Origin of the sequence: Cellulomonas iranensis NBRC 101100 = JCM 18110 (assembly GCF_001552375.1) — a bacterium.
GTDB lineage: Bacteria > Actinomycetota > Actinomycetes > Actinomycetales > Cellulomonadaceae > Cellulomonas > Cellulomonas iranensis.
The window spans coordinates 1-21010 of the sequence record NZ_BCRB01000070.1 but is presented as its reverse complement, the minus strand read 5'-3'; the positions used below and the strand labels follow the sequence as shown (position 1 = coordinate 21010).

15 protein-coding genes are annotated in these 21010 nt (G+C 75.2%); 3 read left to right on the top strand and 12 right to left on the bottom strand.

The features are described 5' to 3' along the window. Nucleotides 1-601 precede the first annotated feature (601 nt). The 3 genes from CS2_RS13690 to CS2_RS13680 all read right to left on the bottom strand — a co-directional run bounded on the left by CS2_RS13690 (nucleotide 602) and on the right by CS2_RS13680 (nucleotide 4528). Nucleotides 602-1540, bottom strand: coding sequence for a tetratricopeptide repeat protein (locus tag CS2_RS13690; protein ID WP_070320409.1), 939 nt, complete (start codon nucleotides 1538-1540; stop codon nucleotides 602-604). Between the two features lie 133 nt (nucleotides 1541-1673). Then, entirely contained in the window at nucleotides 1674-2708 is a 1035-nt protein-coding gene (locus CS2_RS13685) for a DUF8094 domain-containing protein (protein WP_070320408.1), read from the bottom strand. Next, nucleotides 2705-4528: a hypothetical protein gene (locus tag CS2_RS13680; protein WP_070320407.1), complete on the bottom strand. Its 1824-nt coding sequence runs from the start codon at nucleotides 4526-4528 to the stop codon at nucleotides 2705-2707. Before CS2_RS13680 ends, CS2_RS13685 begins: the two co-directional genes overlap by 4 nt. Nucleotides 4529-4865: 337 nt before the next feature. Here CS2_RS13680 and CS2_RS13675 point away from each other — a divergent pair, with 337 nt between their 5' ends. Both CS2_RS13675 and CS2_RS13670 read left to right on the top strand, forming a co-directional pair. Beyond that, complete coding sequence (locus CS2_RS13675) at nucleotides 4866-7040, top strand: coiled-coil domain-containing protein (protein WP_082740231.1); 2175 nt, start codon at nucleotides 4866-4868, stop codon at nucleotides 7038-7040. A gap of 19 nt (nucleotides 7041-7059) precedes the next feature. Further along, entirely contained in the window at nucleotides 7060-7557 is a 498-nt protein-coding gene (locus CS2_RS13670) for a hypothetical protein (protein ID WP_070320406.1), read from the top strand. Nucleotides 7558-7610: 53 nt separating this feature from the next. Here the strand turns inward: CS2_RS13670 and CS2_RS13665 are convergent, their stop codons facing one another. The 6 genes from CS2_RS13665 to CS2_RS13640 form a co-directional block, all read right to left on the bottom strand. Next, nucleotides 7611-8360: an alpha/beta fold hydrolase gene (locus tag CS2_RS13665; protein ID WP_046527806.1), complete on the bottom strand. Its 750-nt coding sequence runs from the start codon at nucleotides 8358-8360 to the stop codon at nucleotides 7611-7613. Nucleotides 8361-8398: 38 nt separating this feature from the next. After that, nucleotides 8399-9325, bottom strand: a complete 927-nt coding sequence (locus CS2_RS13660; RefSeq protein WP_082740232.1) for an HAD family hydrolase — start codon at nucleotides 9323-9325, stop codon at nucleotides 8399-8401. Beyond that, nucleotides 9322-9627 carry an Rv1322 family protein gene (locus CS2_RS13655; RefSeq protein ID WP_082740230.1) on the bottom strand — a complete coding sequence of 102 codons (306 nt, stop codon included), beginning with the start codon at nucleotides 9625-9627 and terminating at the stop codon, nucleotides 9322-9324. The genes CS2_RS13660 and CS2_RS13655 overlap by 4 nt, the downstream gene beginning before the upstream one ends. A gap of 99 nt (nucleotides 9628-9726) precedes the next feature. Further along, on the bottom strand, nucleotides 9727-11175 hold the full coding sequence (locus tag CS2_RS13650) for a GH1 family beta-glucosidase (RefSeq protein WP_070320405.1): 1449 nt from the start codon (nucleotides 11173-11175) through the stop codon (nucleotides 9727-9729). Nucleotides 11176-11359: 184 nt separating this feature from the next. Next, on the bottom strand, nucleotides 11360-13639 hold the full coding sequence (gene yicI, locus CS2_RS13645) for an alpha-xylosidase (protein ID WP_070320404.1): 2280 nt from the start codon (nucleotides 13637-13639) through the stop codon (nucleotides 11360-11362). Next, nucleotides 13636-15675: a beta-galactosidase gene (locus CS2_RS13640; protein WP_070320403.1), complete on the bottom strand. Its 2040-nt coding sequence runs from the start codon at nucleotides 15673-15675 to the stop codon at nucleotides 13636-13638. The genes yicI and CS2_RS13640 overlap by 4 nt, the downstream gene beginning before the upstream one ends. Before the next feature lie 299 nt (nucleotides 15676-15974). Between CS2_RS13640 and CS2_RS13635 the strand changes: the two genes are divergently transcribed. Continuing rightward, on the top strand, nucleotides 15975-16982 hold the full coding sequence (locus tag CS2_RS13635; protein WP_070320402.1) for a LacI family DNA-binding transcriptional regulator: 1008 nt from the start codon (nucleotides 15975-15977) through the stop codon (nucleotides 16980-16982). 40 nt (nucleotides 16983-17022) lie between these two features. Here CS2_RS13635 and CS2_RS13630 read toward each other — a convergent pair whose 3' ends face one another. The 3 genes from CS2_RS13630 to CS2_RS13620 are packed head-to-tail and all read right to left on the bottom strand — an operon-like array spanning nucleotide 17023 to nucleotide 20707. Continuing rightward, complete coding sequence (locus tag CS2_RS13630) at nucleotides 17023-18024, bottom strand: carbohydrate ABC transporter permease (RefSeq protein ID WP_046527800.1); 1002 nt, start codon at nucleotides 18022-18024, stop codon at nucleotides 17023-17025. Then, entirely contained in the window at nucleotides 18021-19055 is a 1035-nt protein-coding gene (locus tag CS2_RS13625; RefSeq protein WP_070320401.1) for an ABC transporter permease, read from the bottom strand. Before CS2_RS13625 ends, CS2_RS13630 begins: the two co-directional genes overlap by 4 nt. Then, entirely contained in the window at nucleotides 19052-20707 is a 1656-nt protein-coding gene (locus CS2_RS13620; RefSeq protein ID WP_070320400.1) for an extracellular solute-binding protein, read from the bottom strand. The genes CS2_RS13625 and CS2_RS13620 overlap by 4 nt, the downstream gene beginning before the upstream one ends. Nucleotides 20708-21010 lie beyond the last annotated feature (303 nt).

The window sequence follows — 21010 nt, the reverse complement described above, 5'->3', positions numbered from 1 at the left end:
TTACATGGCATCGACTACTTGGCACACTGTTGAGTTCTCAAGGAACAGACGCGCATCCCGCTCACCCTGTCGGGTTCTGCTCGGAGGCAACCGTTCAAACTTATCTGATCGCTTGCTCCCTGTCAACTTCAGCTTGTCGCTGTCGTCGACCGGTCACCGAGGTCCTGGGACCCGGATCGGATTCGTCCTGGCCTCACCCCGTGGGGTTCGGCGCCTGGAAGACCTTACCGGATCGTCAGTCCCTCTCGATCCACCCGGTGTCCGTCGCCGCCGGGCACAGAAGTGCCTCGACGAGATGTGGTCCGGGGTGCCTACCCGGGGGACCGACCACCGAGTCCTGCTCGGTGTCCGTTCCTCCCTGCCGGGCGGCCTGGAGAAAGTTACGCACACTCGCGCCAGGATGCAAGTCGACCCCCGAAGAGCCCTCTGACCTGGGCTTTCGGGGGTCGACGTCGGTCATCGGCCGTCACAACGAGGCGCGGCACGCGGCCTCGGGACCGGCAGCACCCGCTCGACGCGAGGAGGGTCGAGCGGCGCACCCCGCTGCGACGCACGCCCGGCTCCGGCGACCGAGGGTCCGGACGCTCAGCACTCCGAACGCTCAGTACAGGGCCGACGCGAGCGCGCGACGCGCCGCGACCACGCGGGGGTCGTCCGTGCCGACCACCTCGAAGAGGTCGACGAGCCGCACCCGCACCCGCTCGCGCTCGTCACCCGTCGTGCGCCGCACCACGTCGACCAGGCGCGCGAACGCGTCCTCGACGGCGCCGGCGAACAGGTCGACGTCGGCCACCGCGAGCTGCGCGTCGACGTCGTCGGGCGCAGCGGCCGCCGCCTCGCGCACGGTGCGCTGGTCGAGCCCCGCCGTGCGCTCCATCAGGCCGACCTGCGCGAGGCCGGCACGTGCCATCGCGTCGCGGGGGTTCTCCCGGAGCGCCTGCTCGTAGGCGGCGCGCGCGGCCGGCAGGTCGTCGCGCTCGATCGCCTCGTACGCGGCCTGGTGCAGCGGAGGCAGGGTCGGCTCGGGGTCGGGCTGCTCGGGCGCGGCCTCCCCCGGAGCGACCCGCCCGGTGATGCCGTTGGCCTCCGCCGCCGCCAGCAGCTGGTCGAGCACGCCCCGCACCTGCTCGCGCGGGTGCGCACCCTGGAACAGCGGCACGGGCTGCCCGCCCAGCACCGCGACCACCGTCGGCACCGACTGTGCCTGGAACGCCGCGGCCACCTGCGGGTTGGCCTCGGCGTCGATCCGCGCCAGCAGCCACCGGCCGCCGTCCTCCGCCGCGAGCGTCGACAGCTCGGCCGCGACCTGCTGGCTGACCTCGCTCCACGCGGCCCACAGCACCACGACCACGGGGTGCTGCGTCGACGACTGCACGACCTCGGGGAACGCCGCCTCGTCGACGTCGCGCACGTAGGCCGTCGGCACCGGGAGTCCGCCGGGGCTGCCCGGGGGCGGCGTCGCCGGCCGCGCCAGGGCGGACAGGTCGACGGCTCCTCGCGCATCCAGCCGGGGTCGGGGCTGCTGCGACGGCTGCGACATCAGGTGCTCCTCGGTCTCGTGGTCACTCGCTGTCCTGCGGCGGCACCGGCGGACGCTGCACGCGTCACGGCACCGGGAGCGATTCTGCCCGCTCGGCCCGGGGTCCGGCACACCGGGCCCCGGGGACGTCGCGTCACTGCACCGACGCTCCCGTGACCGCCTGCTCACCCGCGAGGACCTGCACCTGCGCGCCACTGCCGGCCGGCGGCACGTACATGACCACGACCCCGCCGAAGACCCGGGTCAGGCTGGTGCCCGCGGTCGTCGCGCCACCCGCCAGCCGCGAGTAGAACGGCTCGACGTCGATCTTGCCCCCGGGCTCCGTCAGCGCGAACGTCGTGGTCGTCGACAGCTCGCCGACCACGATCGCGCCGCCGTCGACGGTCTGCAGCGCGACGACCGGCTCCGCGCCCGCCTGGTACGACTGCGTCAGCGTGGCCGCGTCGCCCAGCGGCGTGGCACGCTCGGCGCGCTCGGACTCGACCGCCGTCCGGAACGCGTCGGGCGCGAACGACCCCGCGAAGGACGACGCGTCGCCGTGGGTGAGGACGTCGGTGTACTGCGTCAGCGACTCGGCCGGGGTCATCAGCAGCCCCTCGGCGTCGGGCGCGAGCGTCGGGCTGCCGACCTCCGGCGCGGCCGTCGGCGGCATCGTCACGCCCGGGAGGAGCCGCGCCCACCCCCACATGCGGTACGGGTCGCGCGGACCGTCCTGCCGCAGCACGAGGATGCGCGGCGCCTGCAGGTCGTCGGGCTGCTCGGTGACGACGAGCTGGGTGCGCGGCCACGCGTCCGTCTCCGGCACGATCAGCGCCTGCTCCTCGAACGGCAGCACCGTGGGCGGGCGGCCACCCTCCGTCGCGGCGTTCCGGACGTACTCCGCCGTGCGGATGGCGAGCGCCGGGCCCTCGAGGCGCGCCGGCAGGCCGGCCGGGTCGTTCGCGACGTCACCCGCGGCCACGACCTCGGCGACCGCGTCGAGCACGCGCTGGGACTGGGCGACCGACACGGCCGGCGGCGGTACGGCCGGGACCGGCTCGGGCGTCGCCTGCGGCAGCGGCGTCGCGCAGCCCGCGAGCACGGCGAGCGGGACGGCGGCCAGGACGAGGCCCCGGACGGTCGCTCGTCGGGGCGCGGTCGTCCGCGCGTGGACACGTGTGGCGGTCATCGGCCCTCCTCCGGGGAGTCGTCGTCGGTCGGCAGCGGCGGCAGCCCCCACGCGCGACGCCAGGCGTCGGCGCGCGAGGCCGCCGGGTCGGCACCCGCGGCGTCACGACCCGCGGCACGCGGCCCGGGGGGCGTCGGCGCGTCGCGCAGCCAGGCGGGTCGCGGGGCAGCAGCGCCGGACGTCTCCCCCGCGCGCTCCTCGGCCCCCCCGGGGCCGGTCGGCGTCCGGGGCGCCCGCGAGTCGGGTGCGCGCCCGCCCGCGTCGGGCCCGTCCGCACGGCCGACCACGGCCCCCGGGGGCGGCGGCACGGGAGCCCAGCCGGGACGCGCCGTGCCGTGCGACGCACCGTGCGCCGTCTGCCGTGCCGTGCCGTGCGGGTCCTGCGCCGTCGGGGCCGCCGGCGTGCCCGGTGCCGCCCGCCGGGCGTCCGCCGCCGCGCCGGCGCCGGGTGCGGAGTCCGGACGACCGCTGGTCCGCGCCTCGCGCGCGACGTCACCGCCCGCGACGGGCGCCGAGGGTGCGGTGCTCGACGGGCCCACGCCCGGCGACGGCTTCGGGGCGCGGCTCAGCCACGCCGGTCCTGGCGTCGTCGGGGACGTCTCGGGGCCATCCGGGCCGCGGACCGGGTCACCGGCGGGCCCGCGGTGCCGCGCGTCGTCGGGCCGGAGCGCCGCCAGGCCGGGGCCCTGCGCGACCGACGGCGGACCATCGGGGACGGGCCCCTCCGGGACGGGCCGCACCTGCGTGGAGCCCTCGGGGCGGGACGCGTCGTCCGGTGCCGCGCCGGAGCGACGCGCGCGACGGCCGGCCGCGGCGTCCTCGGCGCCGGTGGGCGCGGACGACGTCGGTGCGGCGGGCGCGCCGTCGGGCCGCGGGGGCGTCTCGTCGTGCCGGGGCGTCTCGTCGCGCGGCGCGGCGACACCGGAGTCGGCGAGCGCGCCGTGCGCGGCGAGCTCGCGCAGCTGCCGCCGCGTCAGCTGGACGGGCGCGCCGTCGGCGCCGACCGTCGGCAGCGGGCCCGTCAGCACCGGGGTCCAGTCGGCCTCGGGACCACGGCGCGCCCGGCGCAGGTCACGCACCAGCAGGGCCGCGGCCAGCACGACCAGCAGCGAGCCGACGCCCACGGCGGGCCACAGCCACGGCGTCGTGACCTCCTGGGGCCACGCGAGCGACACGCGAGGGGCGGAGCCGTCGGTGCTCACGGCGAGCACGGTCCAGCGCCCCGGCTGCCGGGCCCACGTCAGCTCGGCCTCGCCGTCGCCCGACGCCTCGACCACCCACATGTCCGAGCCCGACGGGTTCGGCACGGCGGCCGCGGCGGCCGGTTCCCCGGTGGTCGCCTGCGCGTCGGCCGTGGCCTCGCCCTCCGGGGCGGCCTCGCCCTCCGCGGGGGCAGCCTCGCCGTCCGCGGGCGCCTCACCCTCGGGCGTCGCCTCACCGTCGGCGGGCGCCTCTCCCTCGGGCGTCGCCTCACCCTCCGGGGTCGCTTCGGGCGCCGGGGCCGCGACGTCCTCGGCCGCGAGCTCGTGCCAGCCGGCCAGGCCGGTGACCCGCTGGTGCGCGTCGTCGCCCACCCACCCGTCGACGTCGGTGTCGCGCCCGACCGCGAGCACCACGGGGCCGTCGGCCTCGACCCGGACCGTCACCTCGGACGCGGCGAGCTCGAGCACGCCGGGCTCCGTCACGACGATCGGCGCGTCGGCCCGCAGGTCGGCGACGAGCACGTCGTCGGCACGCCACAGCGTCGCCGAGGCCACGCCGAGCGCGATCACGACGGCGCCCACGAGCCCCACGAAGGCGATCACGAGTCGCTTGAGCACGCACAGTCCTCTCCGCAGACGAACGATCCAGGATAGGCGGACCCGGCGCCACGGGCCGAACCGGGGCGGATCCGGCGCCGCTCCCGCCCACGACCCCGACGCGGTGCGCACGCGACGTCCACATCGCACCGGACGGCGCGCGCCGCACCCGTCGCCGACGGGCCGTGGCCGCGCGACCTGCGCGTCGACTCCTGGACGAGCGTCCTTCCCGGGTGCGCCCCGGGACCGCAGCACCCTGGTCAGGGCGTGCCCGCCGCGTATCCTTGCGGGGCACCGGCGCGCCGAGGACTCCCTCGGCCACCCCGCCCGCCGGGCCCCCGTCCCAGGAGGATCCCTCGTGCCCGAAGCCCGGAACCCGTTCCCCGTCGTCAGCTTCCGCGGCTACGACCGCGACGCGGTCGACGAGTCCGTCGCCTCGCTCGAGCAGGCGCTGGCGGAGGCGCGTGCCCAGGTCGAGGCGCTCGACGCCGAGAAGCTGCGCGTCGCGGGCGAGCTCTCCGAGGCGCACCGCCAGCTGCGGGAGGCCGAGCGGCCCACCTACTCGGGTCTCGGGTCGCGGATCGAGCAGCTGCTGCGCTCGGCGGAGGAGCAGTCCTCCGACGTCATGACGCAGGCGAACGCGCAGGCCGCCGACGCCCTCGCCCGCGCGAAGCTCGCCGCCGGCCAGCTGCGCGCCCGCGCGGAGAACGAGGTCGCCGAGCTGCTCGCGACCGCGCGCCGCGAGGCCGAGGAGGTCCGGACCGCGGCGCACGCCGAGGCCGAGAGCTCGGTGGCCGCGGCCCAGCGCCGCGCCGAGGAGCTGGTCGGGAGCGCCGAGCGCGAGGCCGCGCGCATCCAGAGCGCCGTCGCGACCGAGGAGAGCGAGCGCCGCACGTCGCTCGAGCGGGAGCTCGGCACGCTGCGGGCGCGGGTCGAGCACGAGGCGACGCAGCTGCGGATCGCGACCGAGCGCACGGCCACCGAGCTGCGCAGCCGCACCGAGGCCGAGACGACCGCGCTGCGCGAGGAGACCGAGCGGTACGCGCAGGACCTGCGGCAGAGCGCCGACCAGGAGACCACGGAGCTGCGGCAGCGCGTCGAGGCCGAGGTGGCCGCGCTGCGCGGCGAGGCCGACCGGTACGCGGCACGTGTGCGCTCGGAGGTCAACGCCGAGGTCGCCGCGTGGCGGCAGTCCGCCGCCGAGGAGACCACGGCGCTGCGCGCCGCCGCGGCCGAGTACGCCGACGCGACCCGCGCGGCCGCGGACCGCGACGCGACCGCGCTCCAGCAGCGCGTCGCGGCGGAGGTCGCGGCGCTGCGCACCGAGGCCGAGCAGTACGCCGCCTACGTGCGCGCGACCGCCGAGCGCGAGGCCGGCGAGCTCCGCGCGTCGACGTCGGACGAGATCGCCCAGGCACGCGCCGAGGCGGAGGACGCCGTCGCGACGCTGCGCACCGAGTCCGAGCAGTACGCCAGCCAGCTGCGCGCGCTGGCCGACCGCGAGACCACCGAGCTGCGCGAGCGCACGGGCCACGAGGTCGCGCACCTGCGCGAGACCGCGCAGCGCGAGACCGACGAGCTGCGCTCGACCACCGAGCGCGAGACCGCCGAGGCGCGGGCCGCGGCCGAGCGGGAGACCACCGAGCTGCGCGAGCGCACGCGCCTCGAGGTCGAGCGGCTGCAGACCGAGGCGCGGCGCGCGATCACCGAGGCGACCACCGAGGCCCGGACGCGTGCCGGTGAGCTCGTGCACCGCGCCGAGCAGCAGCTCGCCGACGCCGAGCTCGCGATCGCCGCGCAGCACGAGGCGGCCGAGAAGCAGGACGCCGACCGTCACGAGGCGGCCCGCGTCGAGACCGAGCGGCTCGTCGCCGACGCCGAGTCGCACGCGCAGGAGGCCGAGGAGCGCGTCGCCAAGGCCCTCGCGCACGCCGAGAAGGTCCGCACCGACGCCGAGAAGCAGGCCGCCGAGCTGCTGTCGAACGCGCGCCGCAACGCCGACCGCGTGGTCGCCGAGGCCCGCGAGCACGCCGAGAAGCAGATCTCCGACGCCATGACGGAGTCGGAGCGCGAGCGCACGACCGCGACCCGCCAGGTCGAGGACCTCAACCGGCAGCGCGAGTCGATCACGTCCTACCTCGACGAGCTGCGCAACCTGCTCGGCACCAACCCCGACCGCGCGGCGCTCGAGAAGGCCGGGCGCATCGAGGAGCGGTTCGAGAAGGACCAGGCGCAGGGCAAGGCACGCGGCGGAGCCGCGGGCACCGACGCCGAGGGCGCCGGCACGACGCGCGGCACGCAGGGCGACGCGGCGCCGGCGCGCGCGGCCAAGCCGGCCGCGAAGGCCACGCGTCCCACCAAGGCGCGGCCGGCCCCGGTGTCGGCGGCCGTCCCCGTCGTCCCGTCCCCGGCGGCGGCCGACGCGGAGCCGGCCGAGGAGCCGTCGGACGCGACCGCGAGCGACTCGCCCGCGGACGCCGCGGCGCCGCAGGGCGCGTCGGCGGACGGCGCGAAGGACGCCGCGGCCCGCTGACCGGCGGGTCCACGTCGCCATGAGCAACGAGCAGCCGCCCACGAGCGGGCCGTCCGGGAACGGACGGCCCGCGGACGCCGCGCCCCCCGACCCGCACGACGACGCGACCGCGCGCTGGCGGGCGGGACGCCGCGAGGCGGCCGCCGCGCACGCCGACGCCCTGGCCGCGCGGCAGCGCGCGGAGTCCGACCGGGCCCGCGCGCACATCGCGCAGTTCCTCACGGACGCGCGTGCCGCGGGGCTCGCCCCGGTGCCGCTGCACGTGCGCTCGTACGACGGCCGCGCGCGCTACCGGACCCCGCTGACCGGCTGGTACCTGCGCCGCGACGAGACGGTCGGCATCGACACGGACGGCGCGTTCTACGTCCTGACGGCGCCGTCGTCGGTGGTCGCGCGGTTCCGCGGCGTGCGACCGACCCCGCAGGACCCGCCGCTCGTCATCGGCGCCGGCGGCAAGGACGGCGAGTCCATCGACCTGCCCGACGCGCTCGCGCGCGTCCTCGCCGGCGGCGCCTGACCGCTGCCGACGCCCCGACGACATCGACCCGGCGACGCCGCGTCGTCGCAGGGTCAGGCGTCGGCGGCGTCCACGCGCTGCGCGAGCTCGCGCAGCGCGGTCGTGACGGCCGCCGGGTCCTCGACCGCGGAGAGGTGCCCGGCGCGGGGCACGACGACGAGCGTGGCCTGCGCGGCCGCCTTCGCCATGTGCTCTGCCGCGTCGGCGCCCGTGACCGCGTCCTCGTCGCCGACGACCACGGAGACGGGCCCGGTGAACGCGCGCAGCACCTCGGTGCGGTCGGGGCGCGCCGCCATCGCGCGCTGGCACCACGCGACGCGTGCGGGGTCCTGCTCCTCGACCCAGCCCGTGACGCGCTCGACGACCTCGGGACGCGCGGCCCGCGTGCTCTCCCCCAGCAGCGTCGCGACGGAGCCCCGCACGGGTGCGACGGTCCCGGCGGCCTCGACGTCGTCGGCCACGCGGTGCCGGTTCTCGGCCGCGTCAGGCGTGTCGGCCGTGGACTTCGTGTCCACCAGGGCGAGGCCCGCGACGACGTCGGGGTGCCGCTCGAGCAGCGCGAGCGCGACGTAGCCGCCCATCGAGAGCCCCGCGACGAGCGCGCGGCCGCCCGCGTCGCGCACCAGGTCGGCCACGCGGTCGGCGACCGCGTCGAGCGACGGCTCGGGCAGCGCGAGCTCCGACGGGACGGGGAGGTCGGGGGCGATCACGGTCCGGTCGCCGCGCAGCCCGGCGGCGACGTCGTCCCAGAGCCGGTGGTCCAGCGGGAACGCGTGGAGCAGGACGATCGGGGTCGCGGGCATGCGCCCTCCTTCGTGGTCGACGACGGACGTCGTCGACCCTAGCCGCGACCCCGCAGGTCGCGCGCCCGGGCGAGCGCCGCCGCACGCTCGAGCAGCACCGCCACGCCGTCGTCGGCGTTGGACGGCAGCGTCGCGTCGACGGCCGCGAGGACGGCCGGCAGCGCGTTCGCGACGGCGAACGACCGCCCGGCCCAGCGCAGCATCGGCAGGTCGTTCGGGGCGTCGCCGACGGCCCACACCTGGGACGGCGCGACACCGCGCCGCGCGGCCCACGCCGCGAGCGTCGCGGCCTTGGTGACGCCGGGTGCGGCGATCTCGCCGAGCGGCACGGTCGCCGACGACGACACGTGCGCGAGGTCGCCCACGGCGCGCTGCGCCTCGGCGACGAACGCGTCGACCTCGGCGGTCCGCCCGGTCGCCTGCAGCAGGACCTTGAGCGTGGTGGCGGGCAGGACGTCCTCGATGCGTGCCGCCGTGCGCGAGCCGGGCGGCACGTCGTGCGTCGAGACGAACCCGTGCTCGGCGGCGAAGCCCTCGGCGCTCTCGACGGCGAGGTGCACCGCGTCGGGCCCCCACGCGTCCCGCAGGCGTGCCGCGAGCGCCGCCACGCGCGCGCGGTCCATGCCGTGCTCCTCCAGGACCCGCAGGCCCGCGACGTCGACGACGGAGGCGCCGTTGGCGCAGATCGCGACGCCGTGGCCGGCCACGTGGGCCTGCAGCTCGGTGAGCCAGCGGTGCGGCCGTGCCGTCACGAAGACGACGTCGAGCCCGGCCGCCTCGGCGTCCGCGAGCGCGGCGGCCGTGCGGGGCGAGACGGTCCCGTCGGGCGCGAGGAGCGTGCCGTCGAGGTCGGTGGCGACCAGCCGGACGTCGGGGGCCGGGGCGTCGGCGGACCGGGCGTCGGCGGCGGCGTGGCCGCGCCACGCCGGGTCGTGCGGCGCGACGGGGCCGGGGACGCGGCTCACCGGCGCGTCGGCCCGCGCCGACCGCGCGCGTCCCAGCACGCGGCGTGCCAGTGCCGGCGCTCGTCGACACCGGCGCCGCGCCAGTCGTCGGTGCGCCAGGCGACGACGTGGGGCGTGCCGGCTGCGACCAGCTGGTCGCACCCCGGGCAGCGGTACTCCCGGTCGGACCCACGCACGCGCTGCACGGTCCACTCGCCGTCGGGGCCGGACTCGGAGCGCCGCCCTCCGGTCGCGCGGTCGACGTCGAGCGGCACGTGCTCGGCCCCGTAGGGGCGACGCGACGAAGGACGGGACCGGGGCACGGGTCCATCCTCACGCACGGCCGGGCCCGCGCACCAACGCGGACGGCCGGTGCCGCGCTCGTGCGAGCGGGGCACCGGCCGTCGGGGGTGCGGGTCGTGTCAGAGCGTCGCGGCGGACTCCGGCGTCGGGATCGTGCCGGTCCGGACGAGCTCGCGGTACCAGCGCGCCGAGTCCTTCACGGTCCGGACCTGGGTGTCGTAGTCGACGTGCACGACGCCGAAGCGGCGGTCGTAGCCGTAGGCCCACTCGAAGTTGTCGAAGAGCGACCACACGAAGTAGCCGCGCACGTCGACGCCCTTGTCCATGGCCTCGCCGACGGCGTCGACGTGGTCGTGCAGGTAGGCGACGCGCTCGACGTCGTGCACGCGGCCGTCCTGCGTCACGGTGTCGTAGAACGCGGCACCGTTCTCCGTGATGGCCAGCGGCAGGCCCGGGTAGCGGTCGTGGAGCTCGATCAGCAGGTCGACGAGGCCCTGCGGCTCGATGTTCCAGCCCATCGCGGTGTGCGGGCCGGGCTGCGGGAGCCACTCGACCTGGTCTGCGCCGACCCACGGGCTGACGACCGACGAGCGGTGCCCGTCGGGGCCGGGCGTGCCGTCGCCGACGGGCGGCGTGCCGTGCTGCACGCGGCCGGTCGAGTAGTAGTTGACGCCGAGCAGGTCGATCGGGACCCGGATGAGCTCGAGGTCGCCCTCCTGCACGAAGGACCAGTCGCTGATCGCCGCGGTGTCGGCGAACACGCGCTCGGGGTACGCGCCCTCGAGGAGCGGGCCGAGGAAGACCTCGTTGGCGATCGTGTCGATGCGGCGCTTGGCCTCGACGTCCTGCGGCGCGTCGGACGCGGCGCGCGTCACGTGCAGGTTGAGCGTGATCGACACGGGCGTGGCCGGACCGAGCTCGTCGCGGATGACGCGCGCGGCGAGCCCGTGCGCGAGGTTGAGGTGGTGCACGGCCGCGAGCGCGGCGGCGGGGTCGGTCACGCCGGGCGCGTGGACGCCCGAGCCGTAGCCGAGGAACGACGAGCACCAGGGCTCGTTGAGGGTCGTCCAGAGGTGGATGCGGTCGCCCAGGGCGCGCGCGACGACGCGGGCGTACTCGGCGAAGGCCTCGGCGGTGGCGCGGTTGGTCCAGCCGCCCGCGTCCTCGAGCGTCTGCGGCAGGTCCCAGTGGTAGAGCGTCACGACGGGCTTGATGCCCGCGGCGAGCAGGCGGTCGACGAGGTCGGAGTAGAAGTCGAGGCCGGCCTGGTTGACCTCGCCGGTGCCCTGCGGGAGCACGCGCGACCACGAGATCGAGAACCGGTACGCCTGCAGCCCGAGGTCGGACATGATCGCGACGTCCTGCGGGACGCGGTGGTAGTGGTCGACCGCGACGTCGCCGGTGTCGCCGTTGAGGACCTTGCCGGGCGTCTTCGAGAACGTGTCCCAGATGGACGGCGTGCGACCGTCCTCGGCCGCGGCACCCTCGATCTGGTACGACGCGGTCGCCGACCCCCAGAGGAAGTCGGCCGGGAACGTGCGGCCGGACGGCCGCGTGGTGCTGGTCATGACATGCCCTCCGGGAGCGGTGAGTGGGTGCTGCTCGGCGGCCCTGACGGACCGCTCGCCGAGTCCGCGGGGCAGCGGCGCCGCGCGGGTCGAATCGATACGATACAGGGCGTGGGACCGCTCCCGCACCCCGGGCTCGCGCGGACCGCCCCGGCCCCCTCGGGACCGGGACGGCCGCGGCGCCTCACACCGCGACGACGACCTCGTCGACCCCCGCCGGCACCTCGACGCGGTCGCGACCGAACGGCTGCACGGCCCACGCCCCCGGCGCGCCCACGGCCCGCACCCGCACCTCCGCACCCGTGCGCCGCACCGTGAACACCGCCTCGCCGTCGCCGCTCGGCACCCGCGTCGTCGACCGGTGACCGTCGGGCAGCTCCACGAGGTGCAGCGTCACGCCGTCCGCGTGGTCACGGTCGGGCCGGTCGTCGTGCGCGCCGACCGGCAGCACCGTGCCCGGCCGCACGTACAGCGGCACCGAGTCGAACCCGTGGCGCTCGCGCACCCAGCGCGGCCCCGTGACCCGCTCCCCCGTCAGCCACGACGTCCACGTGCCCTCGGGCACGTACACGTCGACGTCGCCCGCCGCCGAGAACACGGGCGCCACCAGCAGCGCGTCGCCCAGCATGTACTGCGTGTCCACCGTCGCCGCGCCGCGGTCCTCCGGGAACTCCAGCACCATCGGGCGCATGACCGGCAGCCCCTCCTCGTGCGCGACCCGCCCGGCCTGCGCGAGGTACGGCATGAGCGACATCTTCAGGCGCGTGAACCGCCGGGTCACGTCCACCGCCTCGTCGTCGAACGCCCACGGCACGCGGTAGGAGTCCGAGCCGTGCAGCCGGCTGTGCGACGACAGCAGGCCGAACGGCAGCCAGCGCTTGAACACCGCGGCGTCCGGCACGCCCTCGAACCCGCCGATGTCGTGGCTCCAGAACCCGAAGCCCGACAGCGCGAGCGACAGCCCGCCGCGCAGCGACTCCGCCATCGACACGAACGTCGACTCGCAGTCGCCGCCCCAGTGCACGGGGTACTGCTGACCGCCCGCCGTCGCGGACCGCGCGAACAGCACCGCCTCGCCCGTGCCCCGCTCGGCCTCGAGCAGCTCGAACACGCTCCGGTTGTACAGGTGCGTGTAGTAGTTGTGCATGCGCTGCGGGTCCGACCCGTCGTGCCACACGACGTCGGTCGGGATCCGCTCGCCGAAGTCGGTCTTGAAGCAGTCGACGCCCTGCGCGAGCAGCCCGCGCAGCTTGTCCTGGTACCACGCGACGGCGTCGGGGTTCGTGAAGTCGACCAGACCCATGCCGGCCTGCCACATGTTCCACTGCCACACCGACCCGTCGGGGTTCTTCACGAGGAACCCGCGCTCCTTGCCCTCGGCGAACAGCACCGAGCGCTGCGCGACGTACGGGTTGATCCACACGCAGATGCGCAGGCCGCGCTCCTTGAGGCGGCGCAGCATGCCCTCGGGGTCGGGGAACGTCGCGGGGTCCCAGATGAAGTCGCTCCAGTGGAACTGCCGCATCCAGAAGCAGTCGAAGTGGAAGACGCTCAGCGGCAGGTCGCGCTCGGCCATGCCGTCGACGAAGTGCGTGACCGTCGCCTCGTCGTAGCTGGTCGTGAACGACGTCGACAGCCACAGCCCGTACGACCAGTCCGGCACGCGCGCCGGGCGGCCCGTGAGCGCCGTGTAGCGGCGCAGCACGTCCTTGGGCGTGGGGCCCGCGACGACGTAGTACGTGAGCGACTGCCCCTCGACCGAGAACTGCGCGCGCGACACGACCTCGGTGCCGATCTCGAACGAGACGCGCTCGGGCTGGTCGACGAACACCCCGTACCCGGCCGACGACAGGTAGAACGGCACGTTCTTGTACGCCTGGTCGCTCGCGGTGCCGCCGTCGGCGTTCCAGATGTCGACCGTCTGGCCGTTCTTCACGAGCGCGCCGAACCGCTCCCCCAGGCCGTAGACGTGCTCGCCGACCCCCATGGTCAGCTGCTCGCGCACGAAGTGCCGGCCGTCCGCGTCGGTCAGGACGCCCACGCTGCGCGGCGTCGACGCCGTGAGCACGCGGCCGTCCGCGACGTCGACGAACTCGACCGACCAGTCGCCCGCGGTCGCGACGCGCGCCTCGAGCTGTCCCGAGCGCAGCGTCGCGACGGCCTGCCCCGTGAGGTCGGGCGTCGCGATCTTCACGTCGCCCGCGTCGCGGTGCAGCTCGAACCGGGGACCGCGCTCGAGGCCGCCCTGGAAGTGCTCGATCGTCACGCCGACCACGCCGTCCATGGGCGAGTGCAGCGTGACGGTGACGAGCGGGCGGTTGAGCGTGTCGCCGCGCGTGGTGATCGGCGCGGTCGACGCGTAGACCGTGAGCGTGTCGTCGGTCGCGACCACGTCGTCGACCTGGCGGGGACGCAGCTCGGTCACCCCGGGCAGCAGCTGCCAGTAGCCGTCGGTGAACTTCATGGGGTCCTCTCGATCAGGGCCAGGACGCCGTGCGGCGCGAGCGGCACGTCACCGGCGACGTCGGCGCCGGTGAGCAGGTCGTGCCACCCGTCGGCGGTGCCGGTCAGGTGCACGGTCCGCGGCCGGTCGGCCGCGTTGAGGCAGAAGGTGACGTCGCCGCGGCGCACGACCTCGACGTCGGCGGCGGCGCGCACGCCCGCGGGCCCGGCGACGCCGGCGGCGTCCAGGCACGCCCGCACGACGCCCGCGAGCGCGTCCGGGGGCAGCAGCGCGCCGACGTACCAGCCCTGCCCGCCGCCCGGGTGGCGGCGGCGCACGACCGCGGCGCAGCCGTCGAGGTCGCCGCCGACGACGGCCGCGACGGCCTCGCCGTCGTCGACGCGCACGCGCTCCGCCCAGTCGTGCACGCGCACGTCGCCCAGCAGGTCGGAGCGCAGGTCGACGCCCGCGTCCGGCAGCGGCACCCACTCCTCGCCGGAGCCGCCGACGAGGTCGGCGAACGGCACGGGGAACCTGCCGGTGCGCACGTGCGCGTCGCGGTCGACGACGCCCGAGAACGGCCCGAGCAGCAGCACGCCGCCGCGCTCGACGACCCGCCGCAGCCCCGCGACGTCCGCGTCCTCGACCAGGTGCAGCTGCGGCGCGACGACCAGGTCGTAGGCGTCCAGGTCGGCGTCGGGACCCACGACGTCGACCGCGACGCCGTCTTCCCACAGCGGCCGGTAGTACGCGAGCACCTGGGGCAGCGCGCGCAGCCGCTGCGACGGGGACGCCGGCTCCTCGGCGGCCCACCAGCTCGGCCAGTCGAACACGAGCGCGACGCGCGCGGTCACGCGCGTGCCGACGACCCGGCGCAGGCGCGCGAGCTCGGCACCGTGCGCGACGACCGCGCGGTGCAGGGCGGTGTCGGGGCCGGCGTGCGGCACGAGGGCCGAGTGGTACCGCTCGGCGCCGGCCGTCGACGCACGCCACTGGAAGAAGCACGACCCGTCGGCGCCGCGCGCGACCGCGCGCAGCGAGTCGAGCCGCAGCTGCGCCGAGGTCTTGGGCACGTTGTGCGGCCGCCAGTTCACCGCTCCCGCGGCCTGCTCCATGACCAGCCACGGCGCGCCGCCGGCGAGGCCGCGTGCGAGGTCGTGCGTCAGCGCGACGCGCACCACGTCGGACGGGTCGGCGGGGTCGCCGTAGACGTCGTCGGCGACGACGTCGAGGTGGGGTGCCCACCGCCGGTAGTCGGTCGGGTGGTGGAAGCCCATGAGGTTGGTCGTCACCGGGACGCCCGGCGCGTGCTCCCGGACGACGTCGCGCTGCTCGAGGTAGAGCGCGAGCAGCTGGTCGGACGCGAACCGGCGGTGGTCGAGCGCCTGGGTCGGGTTGACCAGGTACGGCGCTGCGCGCGGCGGGATCACCTGACCCCACTCGTCGTACCGCTGGCTCCAGAACGCGGTCCCCCACGCGCGGTTGAGCTCGTCGAGGCTGCCGTGGCGCGCGCGCAGCCACGCGCGGTACTCGTGCGCGCAGTGCTCGCACCAGCAGACCTGGCCGTACTCGTTGCCGACGTGCCACATGCGCACGCCCGGGTGGGCGCCGTAGCGCTCGGCGAGCACGCGGGTCACCGCGAGCGCGCGCTCGCGGTAGTGCGGCGAGGACGGGCAGAAGTGGTTGCGCGAGCCGTGCGACATCCGCACGCCGTCGGCGGTCACCGCGCGTGCGCTCGGCCAGAGCACGCCCAGCCAGGGCGGCGGCGACGCGGTGGGGGTCGCGAGGTCGACGAGGACGCCGTGGTCGTGCGCGAGGTCGACGACGCGGTCGAGCCAGTCGAGCTCGAACCGCCCGGGGCGCGGCTCGAGGCTGGCCCACGAGAAGACGCCGACCGTGACGAGGTTGACCCCCGCGGCGCGCATGAGGGCCACGTCCTCGCGCCAGACGTCCGGGTGCCACTGCTCGGGGTTCCAGTCGGCGCCGTACAGCAGCCCGACCTCGTCCGTGAGTGCGGCGAGCGTGGGCGTGCCGCCGCTCCCGTCCGACCCGGTCATGCCCTCACCCTCTCGTCACGGCGGCGTCGACGGGAAGCGTCGAAGCGCTTCGCCAGCGTAGTGCGTCGATATCGATGTCGACGCAGGCCGGTGCCGCACGCTCGAGCCGGACGCCCGACCAGGTGCCAGGCGAAGCGCTTGCGCGCCGATGCGGCGACGCGCCGCCCCCGCCCCGGCCCGGCCGACTCCTCGGCCGGCCCCGGGGCCCGCGCTAGGGTGTGCCGCACCTCGGGGTGCGGGCGCGGGACACGGACCGCGCGGCACGGGACCGGCCCGCAGCGCGTGACGAACGGAGCGACATGGCGACGACGATCGACGACGTGGCACGCGCGGCGGGCGTGTCGACCTCCACCGTGTCCTACGTGCTGTCGGGCAAGCGCCCGATCTCCGCGCCGACGCGGCAACGCGTCGAGCGCGCGATCCGCGACCTCGGGTACCGCCCGCACGCGGGCGCCCGCGCCCTCGCGTCGAGCCGCACCGACGTCCTCGCCCTCATGGCGCCGCTGCGCGTCGACGTCAACGTCTCCGTCATCATGCAGTTCGTCACCGGCGTCGTCACCGCCGCCCGCACGTTCGACCACGACGTGCTCCTGCTCACCGCCGACGAGATCGCCGGCATGGAGCGCGTCGCGAACGGGTCCATGGTCGACGCCCTCGTCATGATGGACATCGAGGCCGACGACCCGCGCGTGCCCGTGCTCGCGGGCCTCAGCCAGCCCGCCGTGCTCATCGGGCTGCCGCGCGACCCCGAGGGCCTGTCGTGCGTCGACCTCGACTTCGAGGCCGCCGGGCACCTCGCGGTGCGGCACCTCGCGCGGCTCGGTCACCGGCAGGTCGCGCTGCTGGGGTCGCCGCAGGCGGTCCTCGACCGCCACACGTCGTACGCCGAGCGCATGATCCGCGGCTTCACGCGCGGCGCCGCCGAGGCGGGCCTCACCGGTCTGGTCGAGCCGTGCGAGTCCTCGATGGCGGGCGCCGTCGCCGCGGTCGACCGCGTGCTCGCCGCGCTGCCCGACGTCACCGCGCTCGTCGTCCACAACGAGGTCGCGCTGCCCTGGGTGCTGGCGACGCTCCGCGAGCGCGGGCGGCACGTGCCCGACGACGTCTCGGTCGTCGCCGTGTGCCCGCCCGACGTGGCGGTCGGCCAGGCCCTGCCGCTGACGAACGTCGACATCCCGGCGCACACCATCGGCAAGGTCGCGGTCGAGATGGCGATGGCGCGCGTCGAGCGCGACGAGCCCGCCGAGACCCGGCTGATCGCACCGATGCTCGTCGAGCGCGCGAGCACCGTCGCCCCCGTGCGCTGAGCCGGGCGCCGCGGCGCCGCGGCGGGGGACGGGCACCGCGTCAGCCCTTGATCGCACCGAAGATGACGCCCTTGGTGAAGTGCCGCTGGACGAACGGGTAGACGACGAGGATCGGCACGATCGCCAGCACCATGACCGCCATCTTCACGGGCAGACCCGTCACGGCCCCCGTCGCGACGTCGACCTGCCCCACGCCCGAGCCGGGCAGCGTCACGCCCTGCAGCACGTACGACCGCAGCACGAGCTGCAGCGGCCACTTGGCGTTGTCGTTGATGTAGAGGATCGCGTTGAAGAACGCGTTCCAGTACCCGACGCCGTAGAACAGCGCGATGACTGCGACCACCGCGCGCGACATCGGCAGCACGACCCGGCCCAGGATCCGCCAGTCCCCCGCGCCGTCGATGCGCGCGGCGTCGAGGATCGCCGGCTCGAGACCCATGAAGAAGTTGCGCAGGATCAGCACGTTGAACGCCGACACCGCACCCGGCAGGATCAGCGCCCAGTACGAGTCGACGAGCCCGAGGCCGCTCACCACGAGGTACGTGGGGATCAGGCCCGCGCCGAAGAACATCGTGATGAGGAAGACGAACAGGATCGGGCGGTGCCACAGCGACGAGGGCCGCGAGAGCCCGTACGCCGCGAGCACGGACACGATCGTCGAGATCACGGTGCCGACCGCCGTGATGCCGATGCTCACGAGCGCCGCGCGCGTCACGACGCCGCCGGACAGGATCTGCTTGTAGGCGTTGAGCGTCAGCTCGCCCGGCACCACGACGAGGCCGCCCGCGCGGATGGTCTCGGCCTGCGTCGACAGGCTCGTGACGACGACCGTCCACAGCGGGAACACGACCGCCAGCACGACGCCCGCCAGCACGACGAACTTGACGGCCGCGCCGACCTTGCCGGGCGGCTCCTCCCAGGCCGGGCGGTGCCGCGAGCGGCGCGGGCGGCGGGGACGGCCCGCCGCGTCGGCCGCGAGGTCGCGCGGGATCAGCGCGACGTCGGTGTCGATCTCCGGTGTCGTTCCGCTCTGCGTGGTCATGACCTGCGATACACCCCCGACTCGCCGAACACGTGGGCGAGCTTGTTGGCCCCGAGCACGAGCGCGAGGCTGACGACGCCCTTGATCAGGCCCGCCGCGGCCGCGAAGCTCCAGTCGCCGTAGATGACGCCCTGGTAGTAGACGTACGTGTCGATGACCTCGGCGACGTCCGCGCCGACGGCCCCGCGCTGCAGGATGAGCTGCTCGAACCCGACCGTGAGCGCGTCGCCCAGGCGCAGGATCAGCAGCAGGATGATGACGGGCCGCAGCGCGGGCAGCGTGACGTGCCACATGCGCCGCCACCGGTTGGCGCCGTCGACCGCCGCCGCCTCGTACTGCTCGGGCGACACGGTCGACAGCGCGGCGAGGAAGATGATGATCCCCCAGCCCGCGTCCTTCCAGACCGATTGCATCGTGATGAGCACGAGGAACGTGTCGGGGTTGGTCATGAGGTCGAAGCCCGACCCGAGCCCCGCGCCGCGCAGCGTCTGGTTGACCAGCCCTGCACCGCCGAAGATCTGCTGGAAGATCGTCACGACCAGCACCCACGAGAAGAAGTGCGGCAGGTAGACGATCGACTGGATGGTCGTCCGGACGCGCGGCGTGACGACGCTGTTGAGCAGCAGCGCGAGCACGATCGGCACGGGGAAGAAGAACACGAGCTGGAACGCCGTGATGACGAGCGTGTTCTGCACCGCGTCGAGGAACAGCGGGTTGGAGAACACGCGCTCGAAGTTCGCCCACCCGACGAACGGGCTGCGCAGGAACCCGACGTACGGCGAGTAGCTCTGCCACGCGATGACGTTGCCGAGCATCGGCACGTACGCGAAGACCGCGAGCAGCGTGACCGCGGGCAGCACCATGACGAGCAGCGCGCCGTCGCGACGCAGCCGCGTGCGCAGCGGGACCTTGCGGACGGGCACCTTCGCCGGGCGGGAGGGGGCGGGCGCACCCGCCCCCTCCGCGACCGGGTCCGGTGCCGCGGCGCGCCGACCCGCGCCGCGACGGACGACCTGACCGGGGCTCGTCACCGCGCGTCCAGGATCTCCTGGTAGAACGTCCGCAGCTCCTCGCCGCCGGACGCCCGCCACGTGTCGACGGCCGCGTCGAGGTCGTCGAGCGACTTGCGCCCGCGCGAGATGTCCTTCTCGAGGTCGACGAACGGCTGCCCGATCGACGCGTACTGCACGGGCTCGACGATCTGCTGCGCGTAGAACAGCGGCTCGGTGATGAACTCCGCCGCCTTGGTCTGCCACTCCGAGGACGCCTTGACGTACCCGGGGTACTGCACGCGCGCGTTCGCGATGGGCGGGTCGACCAGGAACATGTAGGTGGGCTGCATCTCGGTGGCCGCGAGCGGGGTGGGCACGGGCAGGCCGTCGGCGCCGCGCTCGTAGTGCACGCCCTCGACGCCGTTGTTGATGACGTCGAACTCGGTGGTGCCGAACGGCGCCGCGAGCACGTTGGCGATCGCGAGCAGCTCGGTGATGCGGGCCTCGTCGTCGCTCTTCTTGAGGAACGAGAAGATGTTGGCGGGGTTGCCCTTCCACAGCACGGGCGTGCCGCCGTCGGCCGCGAACGGGTCGAGCGGCTGCTGCCAGAACGCCGGGTTGCTCGCGAGGTTGTCGCGCAGCGCCTCGTGCCAGCCGCCGAGGCCGTCGTTCATGATGAGCGACTGGCCGGACTGGAACCGGGTCTTGGCCTCGCCGGCCTGGTCGGCGACCGCGTCGGGGTGGACCGCGCCGCTCGCGAAGAGCTCGGCGTTCCACGCGAGCGCCGCGCGGTACTGCTCGGTCTCGACGCGGTGCACGAGCCTGTCGCCCTCGAGGATCCACCTGGGCGGCACGCCGTGGATGATCGCCGCGGTGTTCCACAGGTCCTCGGCGCCCCACCGGTTGCCGCCCGTGAGCTCCTTGGCGAGGTCGAGCAGGTCCTGGCCGTTGCTGACGGACGGCGTGATGCCGAGCTCGTCGAGCACGTCCTTGCGGTAGAAGATCGCGTCGGTGATGATCTCGCCCGGGAACGGCAGGCCGTACAGGCGGCCGTTGAAGACGCAGAACTTCCAGGCGTCGGTCGGGATGTTGGCGAGGTTCGGGTACTGCTCGACCTTGTCGCCGCCGAGGAAGTCCGTGAGGTCCTGGAAGAGGTTCGGCACGATCTCGGACCCGAAGCGCGGCGGGATGTTCCAGGACGGGACGCTGACCCAGTCCGGCACGTCCTTGGCCGACGCGAGCACGGTCGCGAGCTTGTCGCCGTAGACGTTCCCGTCGGTGATCTGGAACGCGATGGTCGAGCCGAGCAGGCCGTTGACCGCCTCGTAGTACTGGTTGCCCTTGGTGGGCGGGATCGTGCCCCACAGCGGGGTCATGGCCGTGAACGAGGACCCCGCGCCCGGGGGCTCGGGCACCGACTGCACGAGCTCGGCAGGCAGGGTCTCGTAGCCGGGCGTCGAGCCGTTGACGCTCGGGTAGTCGGGCGCGACGTAGTCGACGGGGACGTACTTCGGGAGCACGTCGGCCGAGGGCGTGGCCCCGGGCGCGGCGGCGGGCGGCGCGTCGGTGCTGCACGCCGTGAGCAGCGACGGCACGCCTACCACGGCGGCGCCGGCGGCGACCAGCCCGAGGAACGAGCGGCGGCGGACCTCGACGTCGCCGAGGCGTGCGGTGGAGGTGGTGGTCTTCATCAGCGTCCTTCACTCCCTCGTGGAAACGGACGTGCACGGGACGGCGGGACGGTCGCGACGCCGGGTCCTCGGTGACCCGGCGTCCCGCCACGGCGTCGAAGCGGTTCGATTCATATCGCCTTGGCGAATCTAGGGCAGGTCCGGTATGTGAGGCAAGACACGCAGATCAGACGATCGGGGCTTGTCCCTGAGCAGGACTTCGACCACGATGGCTGCGCGAAGGACCCGACGACGACGTCGAAACGGTTCGATCGAGACCGGGCCTCCGACCGTCGTCGACCCCGCCAGGCCCACCCGCCCACC

Excerpts from the sequence above, each read along its gene's own strand:
- CS2_RS13630 (WP_046527800.1), bottom strand. The coding sequence starts at position 18,024 with ATGACCACGCAGAGCGGAACGACACCGGAGATCGACACCGACGTCGCG.
- CS2_RS13640 (WP_070320403.1), bottom strand. The coding sequence starts at position 15,675 with ATGACCGGGTCGGACGGGAGCGGCGGCACGCCCACGCTCGCCGCACTC.
- CS2_RS13620 (WP_070320400.1), bottom strand. The coding sequence starts at position 20,707 with ATGAAGACCACCACCTCCACCGCACGCCTCGGCGACGTCGAGGTCCGC.
- CS2_RS13670 (WP_070320406.1), top strand. The coding sequence starts at position 7,060 with ATGAGCAACGAGCAGCCGCCCACGAGCGGGCCGTCCGGGAACGGACGG.
- CS2_RS13665 (WP_046527806.1), bottom strand. The coding sequence starts at position 8,360 with ATGCCCGCGACCCCGATCGTCCTGCTCCACGCGTTCCCGCTGGACCAC.
- CS2_RS13690 (WP_070320409.1), bottom strand. The coding sequence starts at position 1,540 with ATGTCGCAGCCGTCGCAGCAGCCCCGACCCCGGCTGGATGCGCGAGGA.
- CS2_RS13650 (WP_070320405.1), bottom strand. The coding sequence starts at position 11,175 with ATGACCAGCACCACGCGGCCGTCCGGCCGCACGTTCCCGGCCGACTTC.
- yicI (WP_070320404.1), bottom strand. The coding sequence starts at position 13,639 with ATGAAGTTCACCGACGGCTACTGGCAGCTGCTGCCCGGGGTGACCGAG.
- CS2_RS13685 (WP_070320408.1), bottom strand. The coding sequence starts at position 2,708 with ATGACCGCCACACGTGTCCACGCGCGGACGACCGCGCCCCGACGAGCG.
- CS2_RS13635 (WP_070320402.1), top strand. The coding sequence starts at position 15,975 with ATGGCGACGACGATCGACGACGTGGCACGCGCGGCGGGCGTGTCGACC.